48 protein-coding genes are annotated in these 26,235 nt (G+C 69.2%); 44 read left to right on the plus strand and 4 right to left on the minus strand.

Annotation, left to right across the window (positions count from 1 at the left end; genetic code table 11):
• The first annotated feature begins 25 nt into the window (after positions 1-25).
• From ADK55_RS18355 to ADK55_RS18490, 29 genes are all read left to right on the plus strand, one after another.
• A complete protein-coding gene (locus tag ADK55_RS18355) occupies positions 26-340 on the plus strand; it encodes a hypothetical protein (RefSeq protein ID WP_053680102.1) in 315 nt (104 codons plus the stop codon).
• A complete protein-coding gene (locus ADK55_RS18360) occupies positions 333-686 on the plus strand; it encodes a hypothetical protein (protein ID WP_159041449.1) in 354 nt (117 codons plus the stop codon). Before ADK55_RS18355 ends, ADK55_RS18360 begins: the two co-directional genes overlap by 8 nt.
• Positions 683-1,297, plus strand: a complete 615-nt coding sequence (locus tag ADK55_RS18365) for a hypothetical protein (protein WP_053680106.1) — start codon at positions 683-685, stop codon at positions 1,295-1,297. Before ADK55_RS18360 ends, ADK55_RS18365 begins: the two co-directional genes overlap by 4 nt.
• A complete protein-coding gene (locus ADK55_RS18370) occupies positions 1,294-1,527 on the plus strand; it encodes a hypothetical protein (protein WP_053680108.1) in 234 nt (77 codons plus the stop codon). The genes ADK55_RS18365 and ADK55_RS18370 overlap by 4 nt, the downstream gene beginning before the upstream one ends.
• Positions 1,520-1,777 (plus strand): hypothetical protein, encoded by a 258-nt coding sequence (locus tag ADK55_RS18375; RefSeq protein WP_053680110.1) that lies wholly within the window; start codon positions 1,520-1,522, stop codon positions 1,775-1,777. Before ADK55_RS18370 ends, ADK55_RS18375 begins: the two co-directional genes overlap by 8 nt.
• The gene (locus tag ADK55_RS18380) at positions 1,767-2,072 is read left to right on the plus strand and encodes a hypothetical protein (protein WP_053680112.1); all 306 of its coding nucleotides are present in this window, start codon (positions 1,767-1,769) and stop codon (positions 2,070-2,072) included. The genes ADK55_RS18375 and ADK55_RS18380 overlap by 11 nt, the downstream gene beginning before the upstream one ends.
• Positions 2,073-2,151: 79 nt before the next feature.
• A complete protein-coding gene (locus ADK55_RS18385; RefSeq protein WP_053680114.1) occupies positions 2,152-2,541 on the plus strand; it encodes a hypothetical protein in 390 nt (129 codons plus the stop codon).
• Positions 2,542-2,698: 157 nt separating this feature from the next.
• Positions 2,699-2,947, plus strand: a complete 249-nt coding sequence (locus ADK55_RS18390; protein WP_053680116.1) for a hypothetical protein — start codon at positions 2,699-2,701, stop codon at positions 2,945-2,947.
• Positions 2,948-3,047: 100 nt separating this feature from the next.
• Entirely contained in the window at positions 3,048-3,869 is an 822-nt protein-coding gene (locus tag ADK55_RS18395; RefSeq protein WP_053680118.1) for a PD-(D/E)XK nuclease-like domain-containing protein, read from the plus strand.
• A gap of 8 nt (positions 3,870-3,877) precedes the next feature.
• Positions 3,878-4,663, plus strand: a complete 786-nt coding sequence (locus ADK55_RS18400; RefSeq protein WP_053680120.1) for an ATP-binding protein — start codon at positions 3,878-3,880, stop codon at positions 4,661-4,663.
• 75 nt (positions 4,664-4,738) lie between these two features.
• A complete protein-coding gene (locus ADK55_RS18405; protein ID WP_053680122.1) occupies positions 4,739-5,104 on the plus strand; it encodes a hypothetical protein in 366 nt (121 codons plus the stop codon).
• Complete coding sequence (locus ADK55_RS18410; RefSeq protein WP_053680124.1) at positions 5,101-5,358, plus strand: hypothetical protein; 258 nt, start codon at positions 5,101-5,103, stop codon at positions 5,356-5,358. Before ADK55_RS18405 ends, ADK55_RS18410 begins: the two co-directional genes overlap by 4 nt.
• Positions 5,359-5,435: 77 nt before the next feature.
• On the plus strand, positions 5,436-6,068 hold the full coding sequence (locus ADK55_RS18415; protein ID WP_159041450.1) for a hypothetical protein: 633 nt from the start codon (positions 5,436-5,438) through the stop codon (positions 6,066-6,068).
• Positions 6,068-7,207, plus strand: coding sequence for a DNA cytosine methyltransferase (locus tag ADK55_RS18420; protein WP_053680128.1), 1,140 nt, complete (start codon positions 6,068-6,070; stop codon positions 7,205-7,207). Before ADK55_RS18415 ends, ADK55_RS18420 begins: the two co-directional genes overlap by 1 nt.
• 39 nt (positions 7,208-7,246) lie before the next feature.
• On the plus strand, positions 7,247-8,125 hold the full coding sequence (locus ADK55_RS38610; protein WP_159041451.1) for a hypothetical protein: 879 nt from the start codon (positions 7,247-7,249) through the stop codon (positions 8,123-8,125).
• Positions 8,106-8,729: a DnaA ATPase domain-containing protein gene (locus tag ADK55_RS18430; protein WP_159041452.1), complete on the plus strand. Its 624-nt coding sequence runs from the start codon at positions 8,106-8,108 to the stop codon at positions 8,727-8,729. Before ADK55_RS38610 ends, ADK55_RS18430 begins: the two co-directional genes overlap by 20 nt.
• Positions 8,726-10,096 (plus strand): replicative DNA helicase, encoded by a 1,371-nt coding sequence (locus ADK55_RS18435; protein ID WP_053680134.1) that lies wholly within the window; start codon positions 8,726-8,728, stop codon positions 10,094-10,096. The genes ADK55_RS18430 and ADK55_RS18435 overlap by 4 nt, the downstream gene beginning before the upstream one ends.
• A 571-nt stretch (positions 10,097-10,667) precedes the next feature.
• Entirely contained in the window at positions 10,668-10,973 is a 306-nt protein-coding gene (locus ADK55_RS18440) for a hypothetical protein (RefSeq protein WP_053680136.1), read from the plus strand.
• Between the two features lie 55 nt (positions 10,974-11,028).
• Entirely contained in the window at positions 11,029-11,772 is a 744-nt protein-coding gene (locus ADK55_RS18445; RefSeq protein WP_053680138.1) for a DNA-methyltransferase, read from the plus strand.
• Between the two features lie 49 nt (positions 11,773-11,821).
• Complete coding sequence (locus ADK55_RS18450) at positions 11,822-12,151, plus strand: nucleoside triphosphate pyrophosphohydrolase (protein ID WP_053680140.1); 330 nt, start codon at positions 11,822-11,824, stop codon at positions 12,149-12,151.
• Complete coding sequence (locus ADK55_RS38615) at positions 12,148-12,318, plus strand: hypothetical protein (protein WP_159041453.1); 171 nt, start codon at positions 12,148-12,150, stop codon at positions 12,316-12,318. The genes ADK55_RS18450 and ADK55_RS38615 overlap by 4 nt, the downstream gene beginning before the upstream one ends.
• 68 nt (positions 12,319-12,386) lie before the next feature.
• A complete protein-coding gene (locus ADK55_RS18455; protein WP_053680143.1) occupies positions 12,387-12,764 on the plus strand; it encodes a hypothetical protein in 378 nt (125 codons plus the stop codon).
• A 117-nt stretch (positions 12,765-12,881) separates the two neighbouring features.
• Positions 12,882-13,103: a hypothetical protein gene (locus ADK55_RS18460; protein ID WP_053680145.1), complete on the plus strand. Its 222-nt coding sequence runs from the start codon at positions 12,882-12,884 to the stop codon at positions 13,101-13,103.
• On the plus strand, positions 13,100-13,282 hold the full coding sequence (locus ADK55_RS18465; RefSeq protein WP_053680146.1) for a hypothetical protein: 183 nt from the start codon (positions 13,100-13,102) through the stop codon (positions 13,280-13,282). Before ADK55_RS18460 ends, ADK55_RS18465 begins: the two co-directional genes overlap by 4 nt.
• Positions 13,279-13,635 carry a hypothetical protein gene (locus ADK55_RS18470; RefSeq protein ID WP_053680148.1) on the plus strand — a complete coding sequence of 119 codons (357 nt, stop codon included), beginning with the start codon at positions 13,279-13,281 and terminating at the stop codon, positions 13,633-13,635. Before ADK55_RS18465 ends, ADK55_RS18470 begins: the two co-directional genes overlap by 4 nt.
• On the plus strand, positions 13,632-13,916 hold the full coding sequence (locus tag ADK55_RS18475) for a hypothetical protein (RefSeq protein WP_053680149.1): 285 nt from the start codon (positions 13,632-13,634) through the stop codon (positions 13,914-13,916). The genes ADK55_RS18470 and ADK55_RS18475 overlap by 4 nt, the downstream gene beginning before the upstream one ends.
• On the plus strand, positions 13,913-14,185 hold the full coding sequence (locus ADK55_RS18480) for a hypothetical protein (RefSeq protein WP_053680151.1): 273 nt from the start codon (positions 13,913-13,915) through the stop codon (positions 14,183-14,185). Before ADK55_RS18475 ends, ADK55_RS18480 begins: the two co-directional genes overlap by 4 nt.
• The gene (locus ADK55_RS18485; protein WP_053680153.1) at positions 14,182-14,373 is read left to right on the plus strand and encodes a hypothetical protein; all 192 of its coding nucleotides are present in this window, start codon (positions 14,182-14,184) and stop codon (positions 14,371-14,373) included. The genes ADK55_RS18480 and ADK55_RS18485 overlap by 4 nt, the downstream gene beginning before the upstream one ends.
• Before the next feature lie 40 nt (positions 14,374-14,413).
• The gene (locus tag ADK55_RS18490) at positions 14,414-15,061 is read left to right on the plus strand and encodes a hypothetical protein (RefSeq protein ID WP_053680155.1); all 648 of its coding nucleotides are present in this window, start codon (positions 14,414-14,416) and stop codon (positions 15,059-15,061) included.
• Between the two features lie 51 nt (positions 15,062-15,112).
• On the opposite strand, the gene ADK55_RS37760 is transcribed toward ADK55_RS18490, so the two are convergent.
• The 4 genes from ADK55_RS37760 to ADK55_RS18510 all read right to left on the minus strand — a co-directional run bounded on the left by ADK55_RS37760 (position 15,113) and on the right by ADK55_RS18510 (position 17,715).
• Positions 15,113-15,559, minus strand: a complete 447-nt coding sequence (locus tag ADK55_RS37760) for a DUF6907 domain-containing protein (RefSeq protein WP_053680157.1) — start codon at positions 15,557-15,559, stop codon at positions 15,113-15,115.
• 88 nt (positions 15,560-15,647) lie between these two features.
• Entirely contained in the window at positions 15,648-16,292 is a 645-nt protein-coding gene (locus ADK55_RS18500; protein WP_053680159.1) for a GIY-YIG nuclease family protein, read from the minus strand.
• A 138-nt stretch (positions 16,293-16,430) separates the two neighbouring features.
• Positions 16,431-17,195 carry a GntR family transcriptional regulator gene (locus ADK55_RS18505; protein WP_053680161.1) on the minus strand — a complete coding sequence of 255 codons (765 nt, stop codon included), beginning with the start codon at positions 17,193-17,195 and terminating at the stop codon, positions 16,431-16,433.
• Position 17,196: 1 nt separating this feature from the next.
• A complete protein-coding gene (locus tag ADK55_RS18510) occupies positions 17,197-17,715 on the minus strand; it encodes a GntR family transcriptional regulator (protein WP_063839562.1) in 519 nt (172 codons plus the stop codon).
• Positions 17,716-17,876: 161 nt separating this feature from the next.
• Here ADK55_RS18510 and ADK55_RS18515 point away from each other — a divergent pair, with 161 nt between their 5' ends.
• From ADK55_RS18515 to ADK55_RS18575, 15 genes are all read left to right on the plus strand, one after another.
• Positions 17,877-18,080, plus strand: coding sequence for a helix-turn-helix domain-containing protein (locus ADK55_RS18515; RefSeq protein ID WP_053680165.1), 204 nt, complete (start codon positions 17,877-17,879; stop codon positions 18,078-18,080).
• Entirely contained in the window at positions 18,081-18,311 is a 231-nt protein-coding gene (locus ADK55_RS18520) for a hypothetical protein (protein ID WP_053680166.1), read from the plus strand.
• Entirely contained in the window at positions 18,308-18,541 is a 234-nt protein-coding gene (locus ADK55_RS18525; protein WP_053680168.1) for a hypothetical protein, read from the plus strand. Before ADK55_RS18520 ends, ADK55_RS18525 begins: the two co-directional genes overlap by 4 nt.
• A 51-nt stretch (positions 18,542-18,592) precedes the next feature.
• Complete coding sequence (locus ADK55_RS38620; RefSeq protein ID WP_063839563.1) at positions 18,593-19,273, plus strand: hypothetical protein; 681 nt, start codon at positions 18,593-18,595, stop codon at positions 19,271-19,273.
• A 23-nt stretch (positions 19,274-19,296) separates the two neighbouring features.
• Positions 19,297-19,641, plus strand: coding sequence for a hypothetical protein (locus ADK55_RS18535; protein WP_053680172.1), 345 nt, complete (start codon positions 19,297-19,299; stop codon positions 19,639-19,641).
• 36 nt (positions 19,642-19,677) lie between these two features.
• Entirely contained in the window at positions 19,678-19,833 is a 156-nt protein-coding gene (locus ADK55_RS38625; RefSeq protein WP_159041454.1) for a hypothetical protein, read from the plus strand.
• 32 nt (positions 19,834-19,865) lie between these two features.
• Positions 19,866-20,096: a hypothetical protein gene (locus ADK55_RS18540; protein ID WP_053680174.1), complete on the plus strand. Its 231-nt coding sequence runs from the start codon at positions 19,866-19,868 to the stop codon at positions 20,094-20,096.
• Positions 20,097-20,117: 21 nt separating this feature from the next.
• A complete protein-coding gene (locus ADK55_RS18545; protein WP_053680176.1) occupies positions 20,118-20,342 on the plus strand; it encodes a hypothetical protein in 225 nt (74 codons plus the stop codon).
• Between the two features lie 44 nt (positions 20,343-20,386).
• Positions 20,387-20,539 carry a hypothetical protein gene (locus ADK55_RS38630; protein WP_159041455.1) on the plus strand — a complete coding sequence of 51 codons (153 nt, stop codon included), beginning with the start codon at positions 20,387-20,389 and terminating at the stop codon, positions 20,537-20,539.
• Positions 20,536-21,675 (plus strand): hypothetical protein, encoded by a 1,140-nt coding sequence (locus ADK55_RS18550; RefSeq protein ID WP_159041456.1) that lies wholly within the window; start codon positions 20,536-20,538, stop codon positions 21,673-21,675. Before ADK55_RS38630 ends, ADK55_RS18550 begins: the two co-directional genes overlap by 4 nt.
• Before the next feature lie 184 nt (positions 21,676-21,859).
• Entirely contained in the window at positions 21,860-22,126 is a 267-nt protein-coding gene (locus ADK55_RS38635) for a hypothetical protein (RefSeq protein WP_053680180.1), read from the plus strand.
• A gap of 168 nt (positions 22,127-22,294) precedes the next feature.
• A complete protein-coding gene (locus tag ADK55_RS18560) occupies positions 22,295-22,762 on the plus strand; it encodes a hypothetical protein (protein WP_053680182.1) in 468 nt (155 codons plus the stop codon).
• A gap of 12 nt (positions 22,763-22,774) precedes the next feature.
• Positions 22,775-23,821 carry a hypothetical protein gene (locus tag ADK55_RS18565; protein ID WP_053680184.1) on the plus strand — a complete coding sequence of 349 codons (1,047 nt, stop codon included), beginning with the start codon at positions 22,775-22,777 and terminating at the stop codon, positions 23,819-23,821.
• 13 nt (positions 23,822-23,834) lie between these two features.
• Positions 23,835-24,224 carry a hypothetical protein gene (locus ADK55_RS18570; RefSeq protein ID WP_053680186.1) on the plus strand — a complete coding sequence of 130 codons (390 nt, stop codon included), beginning with the start codon at positions 23,835-23,837 and terminating at the stop codon, positions 24,222-24,224.
• A 115-nt stretch (positions 24,225-24,339) separates the two neighbouring features.
• On the plus strand, positions 24,340-26,235 hold a 1,896-nt coding region (locus ADK55_RS18575; protein WP_199826560.1), incomplete at its 3' end, for a hypothetical protein.

Consider the following 26,235-nt stretch of genomic DNA (forward strand, 5'->3'; position numbering starts at 1 on the left):
AGATACCGCAAGGAGACGAGGACCGATGTCAGACATCATCGCCGGTGATCCGGCAGACACCAACCCCACCCCTCCGGCTCGCGTTATGACCGCCCGCGACCGCCTCGGGGTGATGATCCGCACCAGCCACGGAGACATGACCGTCTGGTCCGCCCCCGAGGTCGACGAGATGCTCGACGCCTACCGCGCCGAGATCCTCGCCGAGGCCATCAAGGCGGCCCAGTGCGAGGTCACCACGGATGGCACCGGCCAACCCGAGGACGTCGCCTACGACTGGGGCGTCATGGACGCTGCCGCCGCGATCGGCGCGCTGCTCGAAGGCGGTGAGTCCCGTGGCTGATCTCCTCCCCGTGGACACGACGTCCGCGTCCCTCGCCGACCTGACGCCGCCGATCGCCCGCCTGGATGTGCCGCTGGCCCAGCTGGTGGCCGCTCTCAGCAAGCCGTACCAGCCGTCCCCACAGGAACTGGCCCGCCAGGCCGCCGCCGAGGAGCACCTCGCGCAGGTTGCCGCCGGGCTCGGGCTGACGCCGGAGGAGTACATCGCGGCCGGCGGACGCGCGGTCGAGGCCCACCTGCTGCACCACGCCGACGCCGACGACGTCACCCGCCCGTTCCCCGACCTGCGCAAGGGCATCCCCGCCCGACTCATCGACGGAAGCGCGAAGCCCGGAGGCCAGTCGTGAGCGACTACCCCGAAGCAGCTGCCCGCTTCGCCCGGGAGACCGACGGCCACGAGATGACCGTGCTCCACGAGGCTGACGGCTACCGGCACCTCCGCTTCGAGAACCCGCAGTACGGCGCGATCTACCGCTTCGATCTGATCACGTGGCCGCATGGCCTTCTGATCCGAGGCGACGGCCCGAACTTCGTCTTCTCCCTGTACCCGACGGTCGACCTCTTCGAGATGTTCCGGCGGACGGCCCAGGTAGGCGACATCAACGCCGGCTACTGGGCGGAGAAGGTGCTCGCCGGGAAGATCCACTCGTGGTCGGAGGATCTGTTCCGCTCCTGGGTGATCGACGAGACGGACAACTACGAGGACCACTACCCGGGCCTGGCCAAGGCGATCGACGAGCAGATCCTGAACAGCGACGAGCACAGCCTGGAGTACCGGGGATCCGCCGAGTACGCGGTCGCCTCGTTCACCCACCTCGACTACCGGCTCCGCTTCCCGGACCGGTGGGAGGAGTCCTTCGAGGACTACTCGTGGGAGTTCCTGTGGGCCTGCCACGCGATCCGCTGGGGCATCGCCCAGTACGACGCCGCGATGGCGACGCAGGCGGTGGCGTCGTGACCTCCGTGACCGTCTCGTCGCCGCTGCTATCCGACCCGCCGCCCGTCCCGCCGAAGCCGGTCCGCCCGGTCGACCCGGACTTCGCCGCCACCGAGGACGCCGGATACATCGAGTCGCTCGAAGCGTTCGGCGCCCGCATCGACCTGCGCCACGCCGCCGGGCTCGCCATCGGTGGCGCCCTGTTCTTGATCGCCGGCTACTACATCCAGACCTGGGGAACCCATGCCTGACCAGAAGCCCACCCGCATCGTGATGGACGTTGACCGGGACGGCTGGACCAGCGGCCTCCAGCTCAACATCGTGTCTCTCGACGAGCGCGACTGCGGCTGGGGATACCGACTCGCTGGCCCCAAGTACAACGGCTCCAGCAAGAACCTGCTGCGCGTTGAGCTGGACGAGCGCGACGCGGCAGAAATCCGGAAGATGCTGGACAAGGCCTTCCCTCCGGTAGATGCCGAGGTGGCCTCCGATGGACGCTGACACCCGCCTCGCCGAGATCGCCGCCCGCGAGCAGGCCGCCAGCCAGGGGCCGTGGACCGTCGAGTCGGACCACCCGTCCTTGACCCGATGGGTCGTCTCCGAGGGCGGCACCCTCAGCGCGAACCTGGGCTACCTCGGCAACAACAACCAGGACGACGCCCGCTTCATCGCCGCCGCCCGCGACGACATCCCGTGGCTGCTGAACGTGATCAAGCAGCTGAAGGCGGAGAACCAGCAGCTGGTCATCGAGAACGACGTCCTCGAACGCGCCCTCGGTATCGGCGAGGCGGCGTGATACCGACCACCGCCACCCCGCCCGTCCGCCCGATACGGGTGATGACGCTCCCCGAAGCCGCCAAGAAGGGACTCCTTCGATGACCGTCCGCCCGCCCATCGTCGGCGCCGCCCTCTGGACCGCCGTCATGAAGGCCGCCGAGAACCGGTGCGAATGCCGGGGCGCCTGCGGCAAGAAGCATGACCCGGACCGCACCCGCAGCCAGCAGCGATGCGACGTCCGCAACGGTGACCACGTCAGCAAGATCGGCGTGATCGTCCTGATCGCGACGCCGCGAGACCCGATCAACGAGGGCGACTTCGCGACCGCCGCCCAGCTGCCCGCCAAGCGCCTGGCCGCGATGTGCCGACCGTGCCACGACGCGGTGCTCCGCAAGATCCGCAGCGCCGCGAAGAAGTTGGCGCCGAGCGACAGCCTCTTCGACGTCGAGGAGTACCGCGTCGCAAAGCCGACAGCCGGCGCCGCCTGAAGACCGCCGGGCCGGCGGATGTCACCCGGCCCCCGAGCCCGGCCACCAACCACCAAGCCGGCCGTCGAGCGCACTCCCTCGCGCTCCGGCCAGGGGCACCGCCCATCCTCCCCCCGCCAGGCGGTGCCCCACCCATCCCTCAACCAGGAGAAACGCCATGCCCGACAGCATCGAAATCAGCCGCGAACTCGCCTGCCAAGTCCTGTGGGTCTTCGGCTACGAGGGTTTCCCGGGCGGCACATTCCAGAGCAAGGTCCTCGACCTGATCGCCCACGCCGACAAGGTGAACGAAGCCCGACTCACCCTGGCCTTCCCGGCCGAGGTCGCCGCCGTCCGCATCGCCAAGCATGACGAGGACGGCATCGCAAAGTTGCGGGCCATCGCCGACGGGCAGGCCGCCGCGTGAGCCGCATCGAATGCGTCCGCTGCCATGACCCGGCCGGACCGTTCGTCCGCACCCCAGAAGGCCCCGTCTGCGAGGACTGCGCCGAAGCGGAGGCCGAACGGTGACCGACGCCGCCGCGGTCGAGCCCGGCCTGTACGACATCCCGGCCGAGCTGTACCACTCCGACCCGGTCCCCGGCGGCAGCCTCTCCTCGTCCGGCGCCAAGCTCCTCGCCGACTGCCCCGCCCGATTCAAGTGGCAGCTCGACAACCCGCAGCCCTACAAGGCGGCGTTCGAGTTCGGCACCGCGGCGCACACCGTCGTCCTCGGCGACGGACCGGAGCTCGTCGTCGTGGACGCCGACCTCTGGAACACCAACGAGATAAAAGCCAAGGTCGCCGCCATACGGGAAGCCGGCGGGATCCCGCTCAAGCAGGCCGCCTATCAGCGGATCTGCGACATGGCCGAAGCCCTCGCCGCCCACCCGATCGCCTCGGAGATCTTCACTCCAGGGACCGGCATCGCCGAACAGTCGGCGTTCTGGTTCGACGGATCGATCTGGCGCCGCAGCCGCTTCGACTGGCTCCGCGACAACGAGATCGACGACTACAAGACCACCGCCTCCGTCCACCCCGACGCCCTCCAAAAGACCGTCCACCAGTTCGGATATCACCAGCAAGAGGACTTCTACAGGGCCGTCGCCATCGGCCTCGGACTCATCCCGCCGACCGGCATCTTCCAGTTTGTCTTCCAGGAGAAGCAGCCACCGTACCTGGTGGAGGTCGCCGAGCTCGACCCCGTCGCCAAGTCGGTCGGCCGATACCTGAACGACTTCGCGATCAGCCGCTACCTGTCCGGCCGCGAGACCGGCCACTGGCCCAGCTACTCCGAGACCTCCACCGTCATCTCGCTGCCGCCGTACATCGAGCGCCAGTACTCCTAGGAGACACCGTGTCCCAACTCCCCCCGCCCGTCCGGGCAGCCCGCCCCCAGCAGGACAACCCCACCTCCGACAAGCCGTTTGCGTTCCAGCCCGCAAGCAAGGCCGGACGCAAGGTCCGCCTCTCGATCCAAGGCGTCTCCGGGTCCGGCAAGACCTGGACCAGCCTGTCCACTGCGGCAGGCCTCGCCGAAGGAGAGCGGTTCGCCGTCATCGACACCGAGCACGGAGCCTCCTCCCTGTACGCCGGGGAGCGCGGCATCCAGTTCGACGTCCTCCCCATGGACCGCTACGACCCCCGCGACCTCATGAAGGCCCTCGACGCCGCGGCCAGCATCGGCTACCCGGTCGTCACCATTGACTCGCTCAGCCACTACTGGAAGGGCACCGACGGCACCCTCGACCAGGTTGAAAAGGCGGCCAGCCGGTACGGCGGCAACAGCTTCGCGGGCTGGAAGGACGGCACCCCGCTCCAGAACGACATGGTCGAGAAGCTCCTCACATACCCGGGCCACGTCGTCGCGACGATGCGGTCGGCCACCGAGTGGGTCCTGCAGGAGAACGCCCGCGGGCGCAAAGAGCCGGTCATGGTCGGCATGCGGGCCGAACAGCGTAAAGGCATCGAGTACGAGTTCGACGTCGCCGCCGAGATGAACATCGAGAACCGGCTGCGCTTCCTCAAGTCCCGTTGTCCGGCACTGCACCAGCAGATCCTCGAACGCCCTGACGGAGCCCGGGACATCGCCAAGCCGCTCCTCGACTGGCTGCGCTCCGGCGCCCAGCCCCAGCAGCAGTAGCCCCGGGCCGCCCCGCCCGCCACTAACAGGCGGGGTGGCCCAGCCCAGAACAGCACACGTGAGAGGACCACCGCTATGACCCGTCGCCTCACCGTCGCCGAACGCCACGCCGCCGTCGAGAAGGATCTCCTCCTCACCGAGATAGCCAGCCGATCCAGCTGGGACCAGTTCCTCGTCGAGCAGGCCCTCTTCGCCGTACTGCGCGAACGCGGCACCGCTTCCGCCAACGACCTGCGCGTCCTGCTCCCCGAGCTCGGCCGCGGCTTCCTCGGCGCCGCGATCACCGCGATGCGGGCTGGCGGTCTCATCCAGCACACCGGCGAGACGGTCCCCTCGACGCTGGACAGCACCAACGGGCACCGCCTCGCCGTCTGGCAGCTCACCAACAAGGGCATCGCCGTCGCCACCCGCAACAACGCGGCCCGACGGAGGGCGGCATGAGCTGGCTGTGGTGGGGCCTCGGAGCCTGGATCGCCGTCGACATCGCCGCTGCCGCCCTCTGGGCCGCCCATGGACGCCGGGTCAAGCGCCGCCAAGAGATCCGCGACGCGCTCCGGTCGATCGGCCGGGAGCGCGCCCGCGAGGCCGCCCTCGAACGCAACCTCACCATCGCCCTCGCCGGCCGCCGACGAATCGTCCAAGCCGCCCTCGACCGCATCCCCCAGCAGACCCGCCGGACGGAGGAAGACCAGTGACCAGCAACCCCTCTAAGGGTCCGCTAGTCGAAGTGGAACCGACCCGACAGCACGTGCGGGCGCTCATGGCGGCTGGCGTGTCTGTGCTGCGCCTGTCCATCCACGCCGGAGTCAGCACCGCCGTGATCGCCAACATCCTGTACCCCAGCCCGGGACGGAAGCGTTCGCAGACCATCCGCAAGGGCAACGCCGCCGCGCTACTGGCCGTCGGCCCCCGGGACGTCGTGCAGGGACGCGTTGACGCCACAGGTACCAAGCGGCGGATCCAGGCCCTGGTGGCCAACGGGTGGCCCCTCCTGCAGATCGGCCCGCACGTCAAGCGACACCCCTACTACCTGAGTGACCTGCTCAAGCAGGACCGCGTCTACGCCTACACGGCCCACGATGTCGCCGTCGGCTATGAGCGGCTATGGAACGCGAACCCGCAAGCCCACGGCGTCACCGTCCACGCGTCAGCCATCGCCCGGACGCACGCCGCCAAGAAGGGCTGGGTCCCGCCGGCCGCCTGGGACGACGAGCTGATCGACGATCCCGAAGCCCAGTCGGCCTTCGCCCCCGAGATGAGCCGCGCCGAACTCGCCGCATACCGCCGGCAAGAGATCGCACACCTCGCCTCGTTCGGCATCCCCGAGCACGACATCGCCAGCCGCCTCGACATGGCACCCCACTACGTCCGGGACCTGATCCGCGACATGCGAAAGGCCGCCTGATGACGAACCTCTCCCTGTGTTCCGGGTTCGGCGGGCTGGACTTGGCCGTCGAGCAGATCACCGGCAACAAGACCACCGTCTACGCCGAGAACGACCGTTTCGCCGCCCAGGTCATGGCCGCCCGCTTCCCGTGGGCCACCAACCTCGGCGACATCACCACCACCGACTGGGCCGACCTCGCCGCCCAGTACGAGTTCGACACCATCTCGGCCGGGTTCCCGTGCCAGGACATCAGCAACGCAGGTAAGCGGAAGGGAATCACCGGTGCCCGGTCAGGGATCTGGAAGCAAGTTGTTGAGGCTGTTCGCCACACTCGACCGCGCCTCGTCTTCCTGGAAAACGTGGAAGCGATCCGGTCGCGGGGCCTCGACGTCGTCGTCGCAGACCTGGCCTCGATCGGGTATGACGCGAGGTGGACAGGCGTACCAGCTCGTGACGTCGGCGCCCCGCACCTCCGCTGGCGCTGGTTCTGCGTCGCGTACCCCACTGCTACCGACCCCGAGCGCGGCGGACGGTACCGGTGGCCCCGGGACATCGCCGAAGCGGAAGGGCGGACTGAACCTGCGGACGGCCGTCACCAGGCTGCCGGCGCCGACGAGCGAGTGAAGCTCCTCCCCACCCCATCCGCCGGCAACTTCAACGACGGCGAGGCACTCGAATCCTGGATGGCGCGCCGGGATCGACTGAAGGCCAAGGGCGTGAACGGGAACGGCATGGGCACCCCGCTGTCCATCGCGGTCCAGCTCCTCCCCACCCCGAAAGCCTCCGACGGGCCGAACGGCGGGCCGAACCAGCGTGACACGAAGGGCAACTACTACCTGCCCGGCATCGCGGTCCGTCTCGATCGGGACTGGGTGACGGTCGACGGCGTCGACTACGGGCCGGCGATCCGCCGCTGGGAAGCCATCCTCGGCCGGCCCGCACCCGAGCCCACCGAGCCCGGCCAGCGCGGCAACCGGCGCATCACCGCCCGCTTCGTCGAGTGGGTCATGGGAGCCGACGCGGGCTGGATCACCGACCTCGACATCCCGCGCGCCCAGCAGATCAAGATCGGCGGCAACGGCGTCGTCACCCGCCAGGCCGTCGAGGGATACCGCCGGTTGCTCGTCCCCGACCTCGCCGCCATGGCCGCGGCCTAGCCCCTCCCACCACCCGCACCAGCCAGAGAGAAGCATCCGATGGCCGAGAAGGACAAGCGCACCTACGTGAAGGTGCACGACGGTCTGCCGGACCACCCGAAGATCATCAAAGCGGGCGGAGAGGCGGCCTGGATGTACGTCTGCGGGCTCGCCTACGCCTCCCGTCAGCTGACCGACGGCGCGATCCCGAAGCACCTTGTCCGCCGGCTGACGGATGGAAGCAACCCTGAAGCAAATGCTTCGGCACTGCTTCGCGTTGGCTTGTGGCACGAAGCCGAACACGACTGCCCGAAGTGCCCGCCAGCCGAGCCCGACACCTACGTCATCCACGACTACGTCATCCACCAGCGTTCCGCTTCGGAGGTCGAAGACCTTCGAGCCAAACGCTCCGCCGCAGGCCAGAAGGGTGGCAGGCGGTCCGGCGAGTCTCGGCGTTCCTCCTCCGAACGTGAAGCAAACGCTGAAGCACTTGCTTCGGATTTGGTGAAGCAAAACGGAAGCAAAACCGAACCAGAGACAGAGACAGAGACAGAAGTAAAAGAAAAGACTTCTCGAACTCCTGCGGAGTCCGCCGATGCCCCCCCTCGACACGACGTCGAACGGGTCTGCAAGCACCTGGCGACCGTGATCGAGAAGGGCGGCGACAAGCGCCCCCGCATCACGGACAAGTGGCGGACCGACATGCGCCGCCTGCTCGACCTTGATGGCGTCACTCCCGACCGGGCCATTGCGGCGATCGACTGGGCGCACGCCAACAAGTTCTGGAATGCCCACATCCTCAGCCCGGCCAAGCTCCGGGAGAAGTACCCCACCCTCCGCCGCCAGGCCATCGCCGAGCGCAGCCAGGGTGCCGGCCCCCAAACCACCGAACGCAACCTCACCGACGAGGAGATCGAAAGTGCCTCCCACTTCGCCTGACGACAGCCCGATGGACTCCTGGCGCAACGAGCGTCGAGACCAGGCCGTCGCCGCCTTCCAGGACCGCATCCCGGCCCTGTACTCCAACGAGATCAACCTGCACGACGACGTCAACACCTGGGCCGACTGCGAGACGGGAGCACCGACCAGCCTCTTCATCTGGGGGCCGCTCGGCGTCGGCAAGACCCACACCGCCTGGCGTGCCGCCCGCCGCTGGGTCGCCGCCCAGTTCGCCGGCGAGTACCGCGGCACCCCCGTCGTGCAGACCTGGCGATCCACCGCCCTCTTCGACGCGCTCCGCCCCGACAGCGAGGGCGGCACCCCGAAGAAGCTGATGCGGGACCTCCAGACCGCGCACCTGCTGTACATCGACGACCTGGCCGCGGCCCGCGTCTCCCCGTCCGGCTGGACCCAGGAACGCCTGTACGAGATCTTCGACGAGCGTTACGTGAACCGACTGCCCGTCCTGATCACCAGCGACGTCAAGCCCAACCAGATCAGCCACATCGTCGGCGAGCGCGTCACCTCCCGCGCCGCCGAGATCTTCCGCGGCGGAGTCGTCCACCTCGCCGGCAGCGACCGCCGCCAGGGCGGTGCCGCGTGAACGACGACCTGTGGAACGCCACCACCAACGACCCGAACGGCGCGCCCGTGTTCACGCACGGCGACCTCGACGCCGAGAGGATCCTCGCCGCAACCGCCATGGCCCGCCCCGACGTCGTGGACGAGCTCGCCATGCAGGGCTTCGACCCCGCCGACTTCACCCGCGACCAGTACCGGTGGGTCTGGTACGCCGTCGAGGAACTCCGCGCCAGCTTCAAGAGCGGCGAGATCCGCTACATCGCCGTCGACCGGCAGCTCCAGGCGTGGCGGGCCGACGGCCGGATCCCCAGCGTGCCGCTCAATCAGGACCAGCTCATCGAGCTGTACGCCCACGCCCAGCACGGATCCGCCGACTGGTACGCGGCCCGCATCAGCGAGAAGGCCGTCGCCGCCCGCCTCGACGGCGTCGGATCCGACGCCAAGGGCCGGGCCCGGTCCGCCACCTTCAACGCCGACGACGACGTCGCCGCCATCCAGACCGCCCTCGACGGCGTCGTCCGCACCAGCGCCCAGGACGAGACCCGGCTCGTCGGCACCCTCCTCGAGGACGTTTTCGCCGAGGCCGTCACGCCGCCCACCAACGAGGACCGCATCCCGACCGGTTTCACAGACCTCGACAGCCTGTTCAGCGGGGGGTTCGCAGCCGGCCAGCTTGTCGTCGTCGGCGCCCGCCCCGCGATGGGCAAGACCACCCTTGGCCTCGGGTTCGCCAGGGCAGCCGCCATTCGGCACGGCATCCCGACCCTGTTCGAGTCGCTGGAGATGGACAACAAGGATCTCGGTCGCTGCGTCGTCTCCGCTGAAGCGCGCGTCGGGCTCCATCACATCAAGCAGGGCATGGCCACCGACGATGACGTGCAGCGCATGGCCCGCCGCGCACCGGCCATTGCCGCGGCACCGCTGCACATCAACGACGGGGCCAACCTGTCGATGCCGCTGCTCCGTGCCCGAGTGCGGAACCTCGTCCGGACCGTCGGCCTGCGACTCGTGGTCGTGGACTACCTGCAGCTGATGCAGGCCCCCAAAGCGGAGTCCCGGCAGGTCGCCGTCTCCGAGATGTCCCGCCAGCTGAAGCTCCTCGCCAAGGAGTTCCAGATCACCGTCGTCGTCCTCGCCCAGCTGAATCGCGGGCCGGAGCAGCGGCAGGAGAAGGTCCCGCAGGTCTCCGACCTCCGCGAGTCCGGGGCCATCGAACAGGACGCCGACATCGTGATCCTGCTCCACCGACCGGACGCCTACGAGAGGGAGTCCCCGCGAGCCGGCGAGGCGGACTTCATCGTCGGCAAGCACCGCGGCGGCCCCACGGCCACGATCACCGCAGCCTTCCAAGGGCACTACGCCCGTTTTGTGGATATGGCCAACACGTGAAGGGCGTGAACGCGATGGATGATCAGCGTTGCGTGGAATGCGCAAGCTCCAAGCTGTACGCGCGCAGCCGGTGCCAGACCTGCTACGGCAGGCATCGTAGGGAACTCAAGAGGGCGGGCGAGTTTGCCCCGCTGCTCATCATCGGCGCCCCGCTCGACAGGCTGATGATGCGCACGGAGCCAGGGCCCAACGACTGCCTGCTGTACAGCGGCACGCTGAATAACGGCGGGTACGGCCAGATCATGGTCGACGGGTCACAGATGCTGGCACACCGGGCGGCATACGGGCTCCAGTTGGGACCGATACCGGACGGCATGGTTCTCGATCACACGTGCCATAACCGAGATGCATCCTGCCTTGGAGGCCGCGCATGCCTTCATCGCCGGTGCGTCAATGTGGCTCACCTGGAGCCCGTGTCCGGGGCGGAGAATACGCGGCGCGGCAGGACTTGGGCGATCAACGGAACTAAGACCCACTGCCCCTCTGGGCACCCCTACGACGAAGCGAACACGCACGTCTGCGGCGGCCGTAGGTACTGCCGAGCATGCAATCGGGCCCTGAAGACGGCGTCATGACCGACCTAACACCCGAGGACATCGCCGCCGCCCGCCGAGAAGGCGACCTCGTGGCCCTGTTGCTCATGTCGGCTGGCCTCACCCCGGCCCCCGTCCCCAAGCAGCGGACTACGGAACCCGAGACGGACAACGTCCACATCGCCCACCCCGGCGCGTGGCCGACCGGAGCCAGCCGCCCCACTCCCGTGCCGCCGCCGACCGCACCGCAGATCGACGCCGCCGTCGACGATTACCGCCGCTGGCTCGTCGCCGACCGGCCCCCCGCCAGCACCAAATGTCCGTGCGCCGGATGCACGCCATGACCGGCACCGAGTGGCACGACCCCATCCCCGCCCGCCGACCCCGAAAGGCCGCCCGATGATCCCCTACTGGTCCGATGATCACGTCGCGCTGTACCTCGGCGACATGCGAGAGGTGCTGCCCGCGCTCGCAGTACAGGCCGACCTGGTCGTGGCCGATCCTCCGTACCAGGAGACCACCCTCGCCTGGGACCGGTGGCCCGAAGGCTGGCCGCAGCTCGTCGAGACGGTCGCCAGCAGCATGTGGTGCTTCGGCAGCATGCGGATGTTCCTCGACCGGCGCCACGACTTCGACGGCTGGAAGCTGTCCCAGGACGTCGTCTGGGAGAAGTCCAACGGCAGCGGCTTCGCCCGCGACCGCTTCCGCCGCGTTCACGAGATCGCCACCCACTGGTACCGCGGCGACTGGCGGGACATCCACCACGACACCCCGCGCACCGCCTACAGCGGCCCCGACAAGTCCGCCCGCGGCAGGAACTCGGTCACCCCGCACACCGGGGCGATCGGCGCCCACACCTACGTCGACGACGGCACCCGCCTCGCCCGCTCGGTGATCAAAGCCGGGGCCGTCCGATACCAGCGCCGGCACCCCACGGAGAAGCCGATCGAACTCCTGACGCCGCTCATCGAGTACGGCTGCCCGGAAGGCGGGCTGGTGATCGACCCGTTCGCCGGATCCGGCAGCACGTTGGACGCCGCCCGGATGCTCGGCCGCCGCGCCATCGGCATCGAAGCCGACGAACGCTACGTCGAAGCCGCCGCACGCCGGCTCGCAGCCAGCCCGCTCACGCTCGCCCAGTGACAGCCGTCCCCGCCCGACCGACACCACACCAACCCTGAGGAGCAGACCGATGACCACCAAGCTCATCCGCGACCGCATCCCCGAGATCGCCGCAGCCCGCGGCCAACAGCTCCAGGTCCACACCGCCGGCACCAACGAGATGGTCAGCCTCCTCCTCGACAAGCTGGACGAGGAAGCCCTCGAAGTCTCCGAGGCCGCCAGCAACGAGGAACTCCTGGGTGAACTCGCCGACGTCCTCGAGGTGGTCCACGCGCTGACCCGGCTGAACGGCTGGACGCTCGACGACCTCGAGGCCGCCCGGACCCGCAAGCACCAGGAGCGCGGCGGCTTCGACGGGCAGCTCGTGCTGACCGTGGCCGACGAGGAGGACGACCGATGACCGAGCAGCCCGACCCCCAGGTTCGCCAGCTCCTCGTCCACCCCGCCGTCTGGCCGCGCCTTGAACTCTGGCTCGAAGCCCACGGCATCACCCTGGCGTGCGCCGGCCAGATCGGCGACGACGACCTGCCGACATGGGTCATGACGCTCACCAGCCCTACTCCGTGACGCGAACGGCCAGCCGCGGGCTATGCGGCTGGCCGTCCACCCCGAGCCTCTCACGAACGGAGATTCCGATGGCTGTCTGCAGGAACGGCCACCCGCTCACAACGGCCACCACCTACCGGGCGCCCTCCGATCCCACCCCCCGATGCCAGCAGTGCCGACGCGAGGCGGTAGCCCGATACAAAGCCCGCCGCCGCGGCTGCCCCAAGCCGACCCTCGACTTCGAACGCCAGCTGTTCCTCCTCGCGGCCAACGGCGCCACCGACCAGGAGATTGCCGACCGCACTGGGGTGAGCCTCGGCAAGGTCACGTGGGCCTGGCGCCGACTCAAGCGGGAACTAGGCGGCCGGGACAGGACTCACACGGTGATCCTCGCGATCCGCTCCCGCCGCATCAGCCTTGCCGACGTTCCCGACCGGAAGGTGCAACAGGGCCATCCGGCAGCCTGAGTGCCCCTCTCCGGGCCTGTCGACCCGGAGGTGACCCGTTCCAGCTCCGGGCTCCCGTGAGGCGCTTACAGGCCCCACAGGGGCCCGCCACCCGAACCAGACACCGAAAGGCCTGACATGTCCGATCCGTCCATCCTCCGCCAGAACGCCATCGACATGGTGAACCTGACCAGCCGCCGTCTTGACCTGATCACCGGCTACCCCGACGGCACCTCCCGCTCCGTCCCCGGCGACGTCGCAGCCGGAGTCCTCACCGCCCAGTCCAACCTCGCGATTGCCACCGCACTGATCGCCGTCGCCGACGCCATCCGCGCCACGGCCGCCGAGCCCCAGCCGTGACCGCGCTACCGCCGCTGTGGCTGCCGGCCGAGCAGGCGTACACCCCGGACCCGCCGCGACTCGACACCGACGAGCAGGCCGCCCTCGACCTCCACGGCCCGCAACCCGAGCACCGCGCCTACCGCAACACCGTCACCGTCGGCGCCATCGACGACTACGAACCCCAGGAGAAACCGTGACACCCAGCGAAGAACTCCGAGCCGCAGAAACCCTGCTCCGCAGCCTGCTCGAACACGCCGCCGAGGGACCGTGGTGGGGCGACGACCTGGACGAGGTCCAGTCCAGCGCCGGCCAGATCGGGCGCGCCCTCGGCACCGGAGCCGACGGGAAGTACCCGTACCCGAACAGCCGCTACATGGCCGCCATGCACCCCGGCGTCGGCACCGCGCTCGCCGATCTCCTGGAGCGGCAGGGCAAGCAGGCCGAGGAGATCGAGCAGTACCTCGGCGCCCAGTTCCAAGACGGCGCCCTCGACCAGGACATCCATGACGCCCTCGCCGTGGCCCGCGCGATCCTCGGGACCCGGCCGTGACCCCCGCCGAACTCCGGGCCGCGATAGCCCGCGACTGCCCGCACCGCCTCGACGACTACGACCGGCACGCCGCGGCCTTCGAGGCCCGCGGATGGCCGCTCGGCCTCGCGTTCGCCGAGTTCTGGCGCCAGGAGCACGCGATCAGTAGCCGGCCGCGCGTCGAGGAACGCATCGACCGGCTGTACCGGGCAGCACAGCGCAGCCGATTCGTCTGGCGCGCACGACGCCTCATGACCAAAGCCAGCCGCATCCGAGGCAAGATCCTGGAGGGACTCAAGTGACTGACGAGACCGAACGCTGGCGGTACGCGGCCCGGATTGAGTGCGCCATCGGCCTCAACGGCGGCGCCGGGGGCAGTGAAGGCGTCAAAGCCGCACGCGACGCCGTCCTCGCCGTCCGGGACGAGGAACTCGACGCCGTCCGCCGCCGGGCGATCGGCCACGTCGAGATCATCGGCGACGTCCGCGACTGGGCCCGCAAACACCTGACCGTCGAGCAGCAGGAGCAGCTGCGGGACGTACTCAGCCGGGGACGGAGGGGTGGCCAGTGACCGCCAAGCGGCTCGTCGCCCGCTGCACCGCCGTGACCGTCGGCCTGCTCCTCGTCGCCAGCGTGACCGCCGGCGCCTACCACGACGGCGGCTGGCGCCTTGTCGCGGCCACGTGGGTCATCGTCCTCGCCGTCGCCGCCGCGGCCTGTGCCCTGACCTGGGCCATCGACAACTGGAACGCCCGCTAACCCACCGCCCCACCCGCACCGCACCGCACAGGAGAACGCCGTGACCGAATGCATCGCCGCCACCTGCAGCCGTGAGCTCCGCGACCACGAGATAGCCGTCCAACTGCTGTGCGACCCCTGCGTCCACGCCATGCGGGCGTGGCTGACCTCGATCCCCGGCCAGATGATCGTCCTCCGCGAGGGCAGCATGCAGCGCGAGGCTGGCGGGGGCGGTCGGACCGGGACCCGCACCGCACCCCTCCCCGGCCGGCTCGACACCCTCAACCTCGTCGGGCCCGCCGCAGTCGGCACCGTCATCGACCGGCACGGCGACCAGACCGGCGACATCCCCATCGTCGGCACCCTCGGCAGCTGGGTGCGGCTGATCATCGAAGAGCGGCCCGCGAAACCCCCGACCGCGGCCACCGAGACCACGCTCGCCGCCTGGCTCGTCCTCCATCTCGGCTGGAGTAGCCAGCAGCCGTGGGCTGGCGAGATGCGGTCCGAGCTGCACGACATGATGGCCGCGATCTGGCGGATCACCTCCCTCGAACCCCGCACCCGAGCCGTCAGCCGTCCATGCCCCCGCTGCCAGTACCTCGGGCTGATCGAGCGGGACTGGGCGCAGTACACCGAATGCACCGGGTGCGGCGGACTTTGGACCAAGGACGAACTCAACGCGGACGCGGTACGCAGGGCCGCCGCATGACGAAAGCCCCCGCTGCCTGACGAGGCGGCGGGGGCTTCGGCGTGTCCGGGGTTACAAGCTCGTCGCCTCCCGGCGGGCTGCGACCAGGGCGGCATGCACCTCGTCCAGGCGCTCGCAGTGCGTCCGAACTTGCGCAATCACAGCGGCGAACTGATCGGGGTCGAGGCACTCCATCACCTCGTCCTGCCAAGGCTCCAGTACCACGTGCGGCATCCGACGCTCGCGACGATCGTCATAGGGATCCACCACGATCCGAGCCGACAGCACCGGCATCTCCAGAGTCCCCTCCTCCGCGTCGAACACGGGCAACATGATCGCTTCGAAGTCCCGGCCGTGGCAGAGGTCGACCAGGGCGCCGTCACCATCGTTTCGGTGGTGATCCGTGCACCACGACGGGCACGACTCTACGATCTGGCCGCCGCCCCAGATGCGTCGCAGCCACGTCCGGACCTTGCCCGGTTCGGCGACGACGGGACGCTCGGGCAGTACAGTGGTCATCGAGAACTCCTTCTTCCAGGTTGGATCTCTGACTCGCGGGTGGCGACCCGCTGGTTTTCAAGGCCGGACGGTGGCGACCGTCCGGCCTTTACGCGTTGTCGGGCTCGACTAGCAGGCGGGCGAGTTCACTGCGGTCTGCTTCGGGTAGGCGAGCCCGAAGTAGCGCGGCAGCCCCGGCGAGGTCACCGGGCTGGATGGAGACCGGTCGATCGAGCGGGCCCACGGCGACGTAGTGACCACAGCCGCTCGGATCGGCAATGACACCTGTACCCAGCAGGCGGAGCATCGCTCGCTGGAGCGTTCCTTGCGTGATCAGGAAGCGCCGCAGCAGGTCTCGCTGGAGTGGCAGGCGCTGACCGGCAGGCCACCGACCACTGTCGATCTCTGTCTGCATGAGGCTGGCGACAGCCCCAAAATCCGAGTGGCCGCGCTTGAACACGGCTTGCTTGTCGGCCGCTTCCAGCATGACCTGGCCAAACCCCCGCGAGGCGTGAGCGCGGTTATGGGCCGGGCCCTCTGAACGGATCGCCCTTACCTCGGCAGCCTCAGCTTCGGGTCGAGTCGCGAACCATTCGAGGCGCTTGGCGGATACGAGCGGCCACCAGGTGTCCGCGTGGTCCCAGGCGTGCTGTCGCCAACGGCGCTCCGGGTTCAGTGCGATGCCGACGTACAGCAGCGAGCCGGCGTCGTCGTACAGGCGGTAGAGCGCGGTGCGCTCGGGAGATTCGGGCATGCCCCTCCTTGTGTTGCGTGTGGCCTGCGCCACTTCACGTCACCCGACGGTAATGCTTATTCGCATCTGTATCAAGCTCTCGCGGCTGATTGGGCACGCAAAAGCCCCCGGCCTACGCCGGGGGCTGGTCGGATTGAGTCAGTGAACGGGCAGGTGGTAGCCCATCTTGAAGAGGTGGCTCGGCTTCGTCAGCACGGTCACTTCAATCGGGCGTCGGTCGTTGCTGTAGACGACTCTGAAGATCTCCAGGACGGGCACGTCGCCCGGCAGTTCGAGGTGGACGTACTCGCGAGAGGTGGCGTGACGGGCGCTCACCTCGTCTTCTTGTTCGATCGCCGGGTACCCCATTTCGCCGAGCAGCGTGGGCGAGCCCCCTGTGATCTTCCGGCGGTCGGCGAGGCGGGTTCCCTGCGCGATGTCGGCTGGGTAGTACGAGTCGACGAGCTCGGCAGGCTCATCGTCCAGAAGGCCGACCCTGGACCGCAGTACCGCAACCCCGCCGTCAGGCAGGCCAAGCACCTGACGCACTCGCCGCGGCGGCACAACCTCGCCGACGAAAAGAATCCGATTCGCGCCGCTCTGCTGACGCTTCGCCGCCTCGGTCACCCAGCGATACGGCTGGCCGTTCTCGGCGGGGGCCATGAAGGAGGCCGGCGAGATAGTCAGCGGGGCTCGCGTCCGAACGAACACGCCACTGCCCTTCCTGCCCTCCAGGAAGCCCTCCCCCTTGAGGATGTTTAGCGCCCGCTGAATCGTCACGTTCGACGCGCCGTGCTCGGCCATCAGGTCCTCGGTGCTCGGGAGCTTCCTGCCTGGCTCCCATTCACCCGACATGACCAGCTCGCGAATGTTCGCTGCGATGCGGTCCGCGACTCCACGCTTGTCCTCGTGCGCCTTCGGCATGTCAGTTGACCTCGATCTCGTAGTGCAGGCGAGATCCAGGCCGCATGACCATGCAGCTGACCTCGATGGGCTGGTCGTCTTGCGAGACCGTGGTGCGCCGCAGAACCATGACCGGTTCCCCGGCGAGCACCTCCAGTGCAAGGCATTCGTCGGCTGTAGCCAGACGGACCTCGACGTCCTCCTCGACGCGTCCCGGGCGATGGCCGAGCGTGGTCAGGAGGGTCGGAGCGCCGCCGCGGATCTTGCGGTGCTCGGCGAGCGGCGTGCCACGGGCGATGGCTGGCGGGTAGTACGAATCTGTGAGCTCGACGGCCCTTCCGTTCGCCCGCATCAGCCGGCGGCGGATGACGGCCGGCTCGCCGCCCGGGAGGTGGAGGGCGGCGGCGATGTCCGTAGGGGGGATGACCTCGCCCACTTCGAGTAGCTCTTGCGTTCCGCTCGCTCGGCTCCAGGCGTCGGCCTGGCCTTCCGGGTTGGGCAGCACGTAGGGCAGTGAGGTGCTGCGCCACATTTTTTCCATCGCGCCTTCCTCGCTAGCAGGGCTCTGACCTGAAGCTTAATACCTGGATGCGTACAGCAGTCCGGTCGGCGAGAGACTCGCGCGCCTCGAAATGCTTGCTACAAAACGTATCGAGCGCTTATGGTTGCGACATCGCCCCAGACTCCTGAAGGGAGCAGCCAGTGCTGCGTGTGAAGGAGGTCGCGACCCGACTCAAGGTCCACCCCGCGACCGTGTACCGCTGGATCAACGAAGGCCACATGCAGGCCATCCGCTACGGAAAGCCGCTGGAGGTTGGCGCCGAGGCCAACGGATCTGGCGGAGCGATTCGAGTCCCCGAAGCCGCTCTCGCGGGCTTCGAGATCCCCGAGACGGAGGTGGCCTGAATGTCCGCGACCATCACCCAGACCGTCCCGACTCGGCGCCCCGTCGCCGTCGCCGTCAACTCGGACCCGTCGATGGATGAGGCTCTGGCCCGCGTCCGCCGGGATCGCCGTCAGCAGGCCGTAGCCCACTCGCTACAGGCGGCCGTGCTCGCCGACGAGGCCGGATGGACGGACGCCGCCGCAGGCTTCCGCGCCGACGCCGACCGGATGCGCAAGGCGATGGCGTCATGAGCGCCCCGTCCCTCGCGATCACCGAGGAGCACCGCGCCGAAGGCCTCGCCACCCGCGTCCTGGACATCCTCGCGGACCCGGCCAACCCGTCCCGCCGCAGCCTCCCCGCCTACCGGTTCGCCGCCCTCCGCGCCTTCGAGACGGCCGCCGCCAGCGCCGACCAGCCCACCGCATGCGACTGGTGCGGACAGTCCGGCAGCGACCCGATCGAACCGCAGGACGGCGAGTAACCCCGCGCCAACCGCTAACCCGCCCCCGCCTGACCAACGAGGAGAACCAGCATGGCCAGTCCCGGCGCGCAGGTGAAGGACATAACCGGACAGACCTTCGGACGGCTCGAGGTCCTGAGCTATGTCGGGAAGGACCGGCACAGCAATGCGCTATGGCTGTGCCGTTGTGGAGGCCCCACCTGCGACGGGCGAGAGATCACCGTGGCAGGTACTGACCTTCGGCGCGGCAACACGAGGTCCTGCGGCTGCCTGTCCCGAGAGTCGACCGCCGCCAGGAACAGCATTCACGGCTTGCATGGGCACCCGCTCTATCAGGTATGGCAGGGCATGATCGCCCGTTGCCACAACTCGAACCACAAGGCATTCGCTCGGTATGGCGGCCGCGGGATTGCGGTCTGTAATCAGTGGCGCGAGTCCTTCGAGACCTTCCATCAGGACGTCATCGAGGGATACCGGTCCGGACTGCAGCTGGATCGGGTCGACAACAACAGGGGCTACGAGCCCGGAAATACCCGGTGGGCCACGCCTGCGCAGAACAGCCGGAACACCCGCCGCAACAACGTAGTCGAGTTCGCCGGCCACTCCAGGTGCGTCACCGAATGGGCGGAGCTGCTCGGCCTGAGTCGTGACGCCTTGCGCAATCGGCTGCGTCGCGACTGGCCGATCGAGCGCGCCCTGACAGAGGGCGTCGCCCCGGACCGGCTGGCCCAAGCACTCGGCGACCCCCGATAGCCGCCACCAACAAGGAGACCTCCATGAGCACTGAACCCTGGGCGCCCGAAGTCATCGCCCGCTACCTGACCGTCGGCGGCGCCACCGTCGACATCACCGAGAAGGCCATCGAGCGCACGGAGGGCGAGACCGGATACGGCCCGATCGGCAACGGCTACTCGGGATACCGGCAGCCCACCGAACTCGTCGACATCACGCTCACCGCGTTGTGCTCCGGATGCACCGCCACCGACGAGCACGAGTTCACCGATCTCTACGCATACGCCCGAAAGGGCTTCCTGGACGAGCTGAAGCCCTGGCAAAGCCCTAAGACCTGGGCCCAGTCCCACGCCGAGAAGTGCCGCGCCCTGCCCCGCCCCACCGCCTGAACCCCACCCGCCTGAACACCGGAAGGACCCACCGCCATGTCTTTGCCCGCCTGGATGCACAGCCAGCTCACCGCGCGCGGAATCAATCTCACTGCCGACGACCTGGACGACGACGAGCCCGTAGGTCTCACCGCCTGCCCCTGCCACGAGGGCTGCCCGGCCTGCGACAACACCGGTGTCATCTACCCGTAACCCCACCCGCCTGACCAACGAGGAGCACCGTCATGCCCGGACCCGCCATCGTCGACCTCTCAGCCGGCGACACGATCACCCACGCCAACCCGCCCGTCTGCTGCGGCACCACCATGCGCCACCGGCCCTACACCAACACCAGCGCCGTGTGGACCTGCTGGTACTCCGAGGACACGCAGATCCACGTCAACCTCGCCGGCCGCATCACCGAACAGCCCCACCTCGACGGCACCTGCGAAGACGAACTCCACCAGTCCGCCTGAACCCCGGAAGGACCCACCGTCATGCCTGAAACCACCCAGCAGAAATCCCACTTCGCCATCGTGACCGCCCAGACGATGACCCCGAGCGGCCCCGTTCTCTCGACCTGGACCACCGGCCTAACCCTGCCGTCGACCTACACCCGGGAGCAGGCGTTCCAGGCCGTCATGGGCGAGTTCGTCCGCACCCACCCGATCATGGCCGACCACGTCATCCTCCTCTTCGACCTGCAGCGCAACGAAGTCTGACCGTCGCCCAGCCCACCACCTGACCACCGGAAGGACCCACCGCCATGACGTTCACCTTGATCAAGACGCCGGATGACTTCGACCTCGCTCTCGCCGAGCGGGACGCGCAGGCCGACACCATCGACCCCGTGACCGCGCTCATCGAGGCCCGCATCCAGGTCATCGACTACCGGCACAGCTACCCCGAGGCCGCGTGATGGACGAGTTGCGCCGCTGGATCAAGAAGCTCGACCTGTTCGCCGTCGTCGAGAAACTCCTCACCCTCGCCGCCCTCGCCCTGGTCGCCATCAGCGTTGGCGGCCAGCTCGGCCAGATGCTGGGCCTGCGCGGCGCAGCAGCCACCGCAGTCGGCTGGTCAATCGCCCTGGTGTACGACGCCCTGTGGATCGGCGCCTTGCGCATGTCCGAGGTCGCCATCCGGCAGCGGTCCCGGATCGGCATGGCGGTCATGCTCGGCTTGACCGCCGCGGCCATCGGCGTCTCCACGTTCGCCCTGTGGAAGCTCGGCCACGCCCAGGTCTTCGCCGGCGTCCCGGCCGCTGCCGCCGTCTTCATGGGGCTGCGGCTCTTCGCCGACAACATGCTGGCCGACACCGACACGGCCAGTCGGATCGCCGATCAGTCTGCCGCCGCCCGCAACGCCCATGCTGTCGCGGCGGCCGATGCTCGGCATCTGGCCTCCGGCGCCCGCACGGATGTTCTCGCCGAAACTGCGGAGCACCTCGCCGAGATGGCTCGACAGATCGCCCGCGCTGAAGTCCTGACCGAAGCCCAGAAGAGGATCAGCAAGGCTCGCGCCAAGGCCGAAGACGTGCTTGCCGAAGCCGACAAGGAACATGGCGAGAAGGCCGCCGCCTTCCTGGCGCGAGAGCTGATCGCAGTCGGGTCACACTCCCGGGTCACACCCGAGGGTCACACCCCGCCCGAACTGGAGGGTCACACAGGGGTCACGCAGGTCACACCCGAAATCGAGACCGTGACCCCCACCCCCGCGACCCCGGACGAAACGGACAGCGACGACTGGCTGGAGCCGGACCCCGACGGGGTCGCCCCGACCGAGGAAGAACTCGCCGGGCTGGACGAGCTGGCCCTCGCCGACGGCGTCAGTCGACCCCGGCCGGGAGAGACCCTGACCGACGAACAGCTGGCAGTCGTCCTGCGCTGGCTGCGCTACATGACGGAGCCGCCCACCTCCTACCGGGAAGCGAAGAAGGCCTTCCGGAAGTACGGCTTCAAGGCCAAGGAGCAGCGGGTACGCCTCGCCTTCCGCCAGATCGACGCCCTTGAACGCGAGATCGAGGCCCTCGAAGCGGAAGCCGCACCCACCCCTTGACCCGAATCCGGCACCACCAGTGAGGCCCAGCACCCGCAACTGCTGGACCTTGCTGCGACTGCCGGAAGCGGTCGACAGCACAACCGCAAGTCAACGCCGTGGAGTGACCCGGGGAGCGGAACCATCGCAGACCCGGCAAGCAGAACCGGCACCCGAACGCAGGCTCGATCAGAAGGGAAGCGTCATGTCGGTCCGCCCCAGCCCGTGGCAGCAGCCGCCCGAGCGCCCGAAGAAGTTGGCGCAACGCAAGGCGGAACGCCTCGCACGGCGGGCCCAGTACTGGGGCGGACTCCTCGACGCGGCCCGCGAGATGGGTCCCCAGGCCTTCGCCTCGACGACCTTCGACCGGGCCCGCGTAGAGATCGATCGGCTCCCCGTAGGGCAGCAGGAGCGGGCCTACGAGGCCCTCGCCGCCGCCATCGACCGGATCCGCGAAGCCCACGCACAGTGATCGCCGGCTGTGACCGGGATTGTGACCGCACCTGTGACAAGCCGCTGTGACAGCCCGATTCAGCCCCACCCGTACCTGCACGCGTGGGCGCGTGCGTGCGCGCGCGAGAGTACGACTCTCCGTAACGACCCGTCAAGTTCCCCACGACACCGAAAGGAAGGACTTCCCATGATCGAAGCAGTGGTCAGCTCCGCCGCCGGCGGCGCGTGCGCCGGCTCCGCGGCCCTCCTCTACTACTCGGAGAAGCTGCCCGGCATCAAGAAGCTCACCAACAAGCTCCACACCGACCGCGCCCAGGCCATCCTGATCGCCACCGCCTCGGCCGCCGTCATCTCCACCCCGGCGGGCAGCTGGTGGAACGACACCGTCAACGCCCTCCACGACTGGTCCGTCGGCCTGGTCGGGCAGTGGACGGGCCTGCTGATCACCGGCATCCCCGCCCTGTTCGTCACCGTGATCTTCATCAACGACCTGTGGACCCGGAAGGTCGAGCACCGCACCCGCATCCTGGGCGCCCTCCTGCCCGTCCTCGTCTCCACCATCCCGGGCCCCATCGGGAGCGGCATCCAGTCCGTCCTCTCCTGGGTCGTAGGCAAGGTCAGCGGCCTCGTCGCCGGCGCGTTCGGCCTGGCCTGAGGGGGCTGACCTGTGATCGAGCTCCTCGTCCTCATGGCCATCGCCTACGCCGGAGCCCGCGGCGTCGAGTCCATGACCGGTCACAGCGACCGGCGCCATGACACCGAAGCCGCGCGGGAAGCCGTCGCCAAGGTCGCCGAGACCGGCACGCCGCCGGCCACCACGGCCAAGACCCCCGGCCCGACCGACCCCGGAGGCACGTTCAGTGCTGCCGCACCCCGCAGTGCGAGCCTCGGCGGGAAGGTCGCTGCACCTCTGGCGATCGCCGCCGAGACCAGCACGGCGATGTGGAAGGCCGTCGGCGAGGGATTCCGCGAGCGGTGGCCCGAGATCCGGGCCGAACGCCGCAGGCAGATGGCGGCCCGTGCCGCCAAGCGCAAGGCCGAGAAGGCGGCGGCCGAAGCCGAGGAAGCGGCGCGTGCCGCGGCCGAGAAGGCCGGCCCACCACCCGCCTACCCACCGAAGCCCACCACGCCCCCGACCATCGCGCCGCCGACGGTCACCCCTTCGGCCACTCCCACCGCTCCAACGTCAGGAATCAACGGGCCGCAGCCCGTCATGAGTTGGCCAGGAGACGGCTCCGCACGCATCCCCGCCCAGCCCACACCCGACCCGAGCAGGCACCTGACCGCCGTACCGGACCCCGCACAGAACGGAGACCCCATGTCCTCGCCGTCCACCCTCGTCCCCGAGATCCGCACCCTCGACGGGCTCCTCAACGCCCTCACCCTCTTCCGAGCCATGTGCGAGATGCGCGCCGAGGAAGCCATGGCCATCGCCGTCGACGACCTGGCCCTGTCCAACCGCCTCGACCAGATGGAGACCGAGCTCGCCGACCTCGACGTCGACGACAGGACCCGCGCCGAGATCGACGGCCTCCGCGAAACCATCCACGCCCAGTCGCAGGCCGCCGCCCAGTACGGGAGCGCCGCCAAGGACGCCGCCGACCTGGCCCTCGCCACCGCGCAGGCCGCCCACAAGAACCACGGCGGCATCGCCGAAGCCGTCCAGTCCTCGCCCATCGAAGTCGCCGCGCAGGCCGGCTACTACAACCGCTGACCAGGAGACCCTCATGGCCATCACGAAGATCGCGGACGTCATCAATCACCGAGCCCTGCTCGCCGCACTCAACTCGATCCGCGCCGAAGTCGAATCCCGCCAGGAAGACGTCGACAACCTCGCCGCCTGGTCCACCGAGATGGCCGACCGCATGCAAGGCGTCGCCGAAGAACTCCAGACCCTCCAGGTCGACATGTACACGGTCGGCAACATCGCCGCCCTCGCCGACGTCATCTCCGGCCAGGCCGCCTCCGCGACCCGCTACAAGAACGCCACCGACACCGCCGTCACCCAGGCCGCGAGCGCAGCCCGCACAGCGCACCGCAACCACGGCCGCATCCAGGACGCCGTCGACGACAGCACCGTCCCGATGGCCAGGAACACCTTCTATTCCGCCGAATAGCCGTCCACCCCGCATTGCCCAGACGCTCCCGGCCCGCCACCGCGCGGTCCCGGGAGCGGTGGGGAGTGCCGGGCCCAGGCCCAGCCGCAAACCCGCAGACCGAAGGGACCCCGCCGTGCGCGCCCCGAAGACCCCGACCCCCCAATACGCCGACTACGCCGCGTTCATGGCCGCTCAGGCCAACACCGCGACCGCCCGCGCGGCCACCGGGAAGAAGCCCCGCACCCTCAAGAGCTGGGCGTTCGCCAACCGCGGGAAGCTCGCCATCGCAGCGACCGCAGCCAGCCTCGGCCCGGCCGGAGACGTACTGTCGGCGACCGGCGACGGATGGAAGACCGCCCTCACCCTGGGAGCGGCGGGCGCCACCGCAGCAGGCGCCTGGGGTTGGATGCCCGGCCTCTGTAAGTGGAAGGGCGACTGGAAGCCGGCCCGCACCCTCCCCGGCCTCAACGACCGACGCACCGCCCTGTCCATGCCCGTCACCGGAGGCGCCCTCCTCACCGCCATGGCCGCGACCGGCGGCCCCGAATGGGGCGACAACCCCTGGTGGGGTCTCTCCCTCGCCTGGTCCGCCGCCTACGGCACCTGGGCATGGCAGCGCTGGGGCCGTCGCCCCGTCGAGAACAAGGCGCCCGCCCTGACCCAGCACATGCTCGACTGGATGACCTACGCCGCCGCCACCGACGGCCCCTACCCCAAGAGCAAGCTCGTCTCCCCGCTCGCCACCCCGCAAGGCGGCTGGAGCGCCGAGATCCACATGCCCCGCGGCAAGGCCTTCCGCATCCAGGCGATGGACGACGTCCTGTCCGCCATCGGCATCGACGACGCCGACCTCGTCGCCTTGGAGAAGACCGCACCCCGCAAGGGCAAGATCACCGTCTTCGCCGAGAACCCCCTGAAGAAGGGGACCCTCTTCGGCCCGCAGCACGTCCTGGACCTGGAGACCGGCCTCGCACCCATCGGCGTCTACTACGACGGCGCCCCGGCCCACTACCGCTTCTACCAGCCCGGCTCGGGAGCCGTGCACTCCTTCGTCACCGGCACATCCGGCTCGGGCAAGTCGAGGCTCCTCGACGCCCTGCTCGGCATCGAGCGCCGCAGCCCGGTGGTCTGCTCATTCGTCATCGACCCCCAAGAGGGCCTGTCCCTGCCCGACTGGCCCGACGGCGTCGCCGTCTTCGCCCCCGGCAACGGCTTCGGCATCGTCGTCCTCCGTGCCTTCCAGGCGATCATGAAGGAGCGCGCCAAGCGGTACAACCGCATGAAGTGGATCGACGACAAGGGCCGCACCCGCGTCGGCCGCGCCTTCTTCGTCCCCGGAGACCCCGACCCGCTGATCTCCCTCACCCTCGACGAAGCCCACGACCTCCTCAACGACCCCCAGCACGGCGAAGAAGCCGTCGCCATCATCGGCAACTGCGCCAAAGAGGTCCGCAAGGTCGGCGGCAAACTCCGCCTCGCCAACCAAGGCCCCAACGCATCCGAACTCGGAGGCGAGACACTCCTCCGCGACATCCTCCAGGGCGGCAACAACGCCGTACTCCGCTCCGGCAGCTCCGCCACCGGCAAGCGGGCCGCCGGCACCGCCCTCGGCGACATCGACCCCGGCGCCATCCCCAAGGAGTTCAACGACGGCAGCGGCACCGGCGGCCTCGGCTACCTCGCCGGCCCCGACAACCGGGCCGCCATGTGGCGGGCCCCCAACGTCGAAGACCCCTACGGCCTCGCCCACGAAGGCTTCACCACCGGCATCGAGCAGGCCAGCATCGACGCCCTGCCCATCGTCCGCCACGTCCTCGCAGAGCACGCCCTCATGCTGGAGCTGCGCAACGCGGGCGAGCAGTACACCTACGACCCCGCCCGCTTCACCGAAGGCGCCCCCAAGCCGGCCAGGAAGGCCCGCCCCGCCGCCCCCGCGGTCGAGCACGTGCCCGCGGCAGTCGAACCCGAAGCCGTACCGTCCGCGACCGCGCGGAAGATCATCGCCTTCCTCCTCCACCCCGGCAGCCCC

It is taken from the genome of Streptomyces sp. WM4235 (assembly GCF_001279725.1).
Lineage (GTDB): Bacteria > Actinomycetota > Actinomycetes > Streptomycetales > Streptomycetaceae > Streptomyces.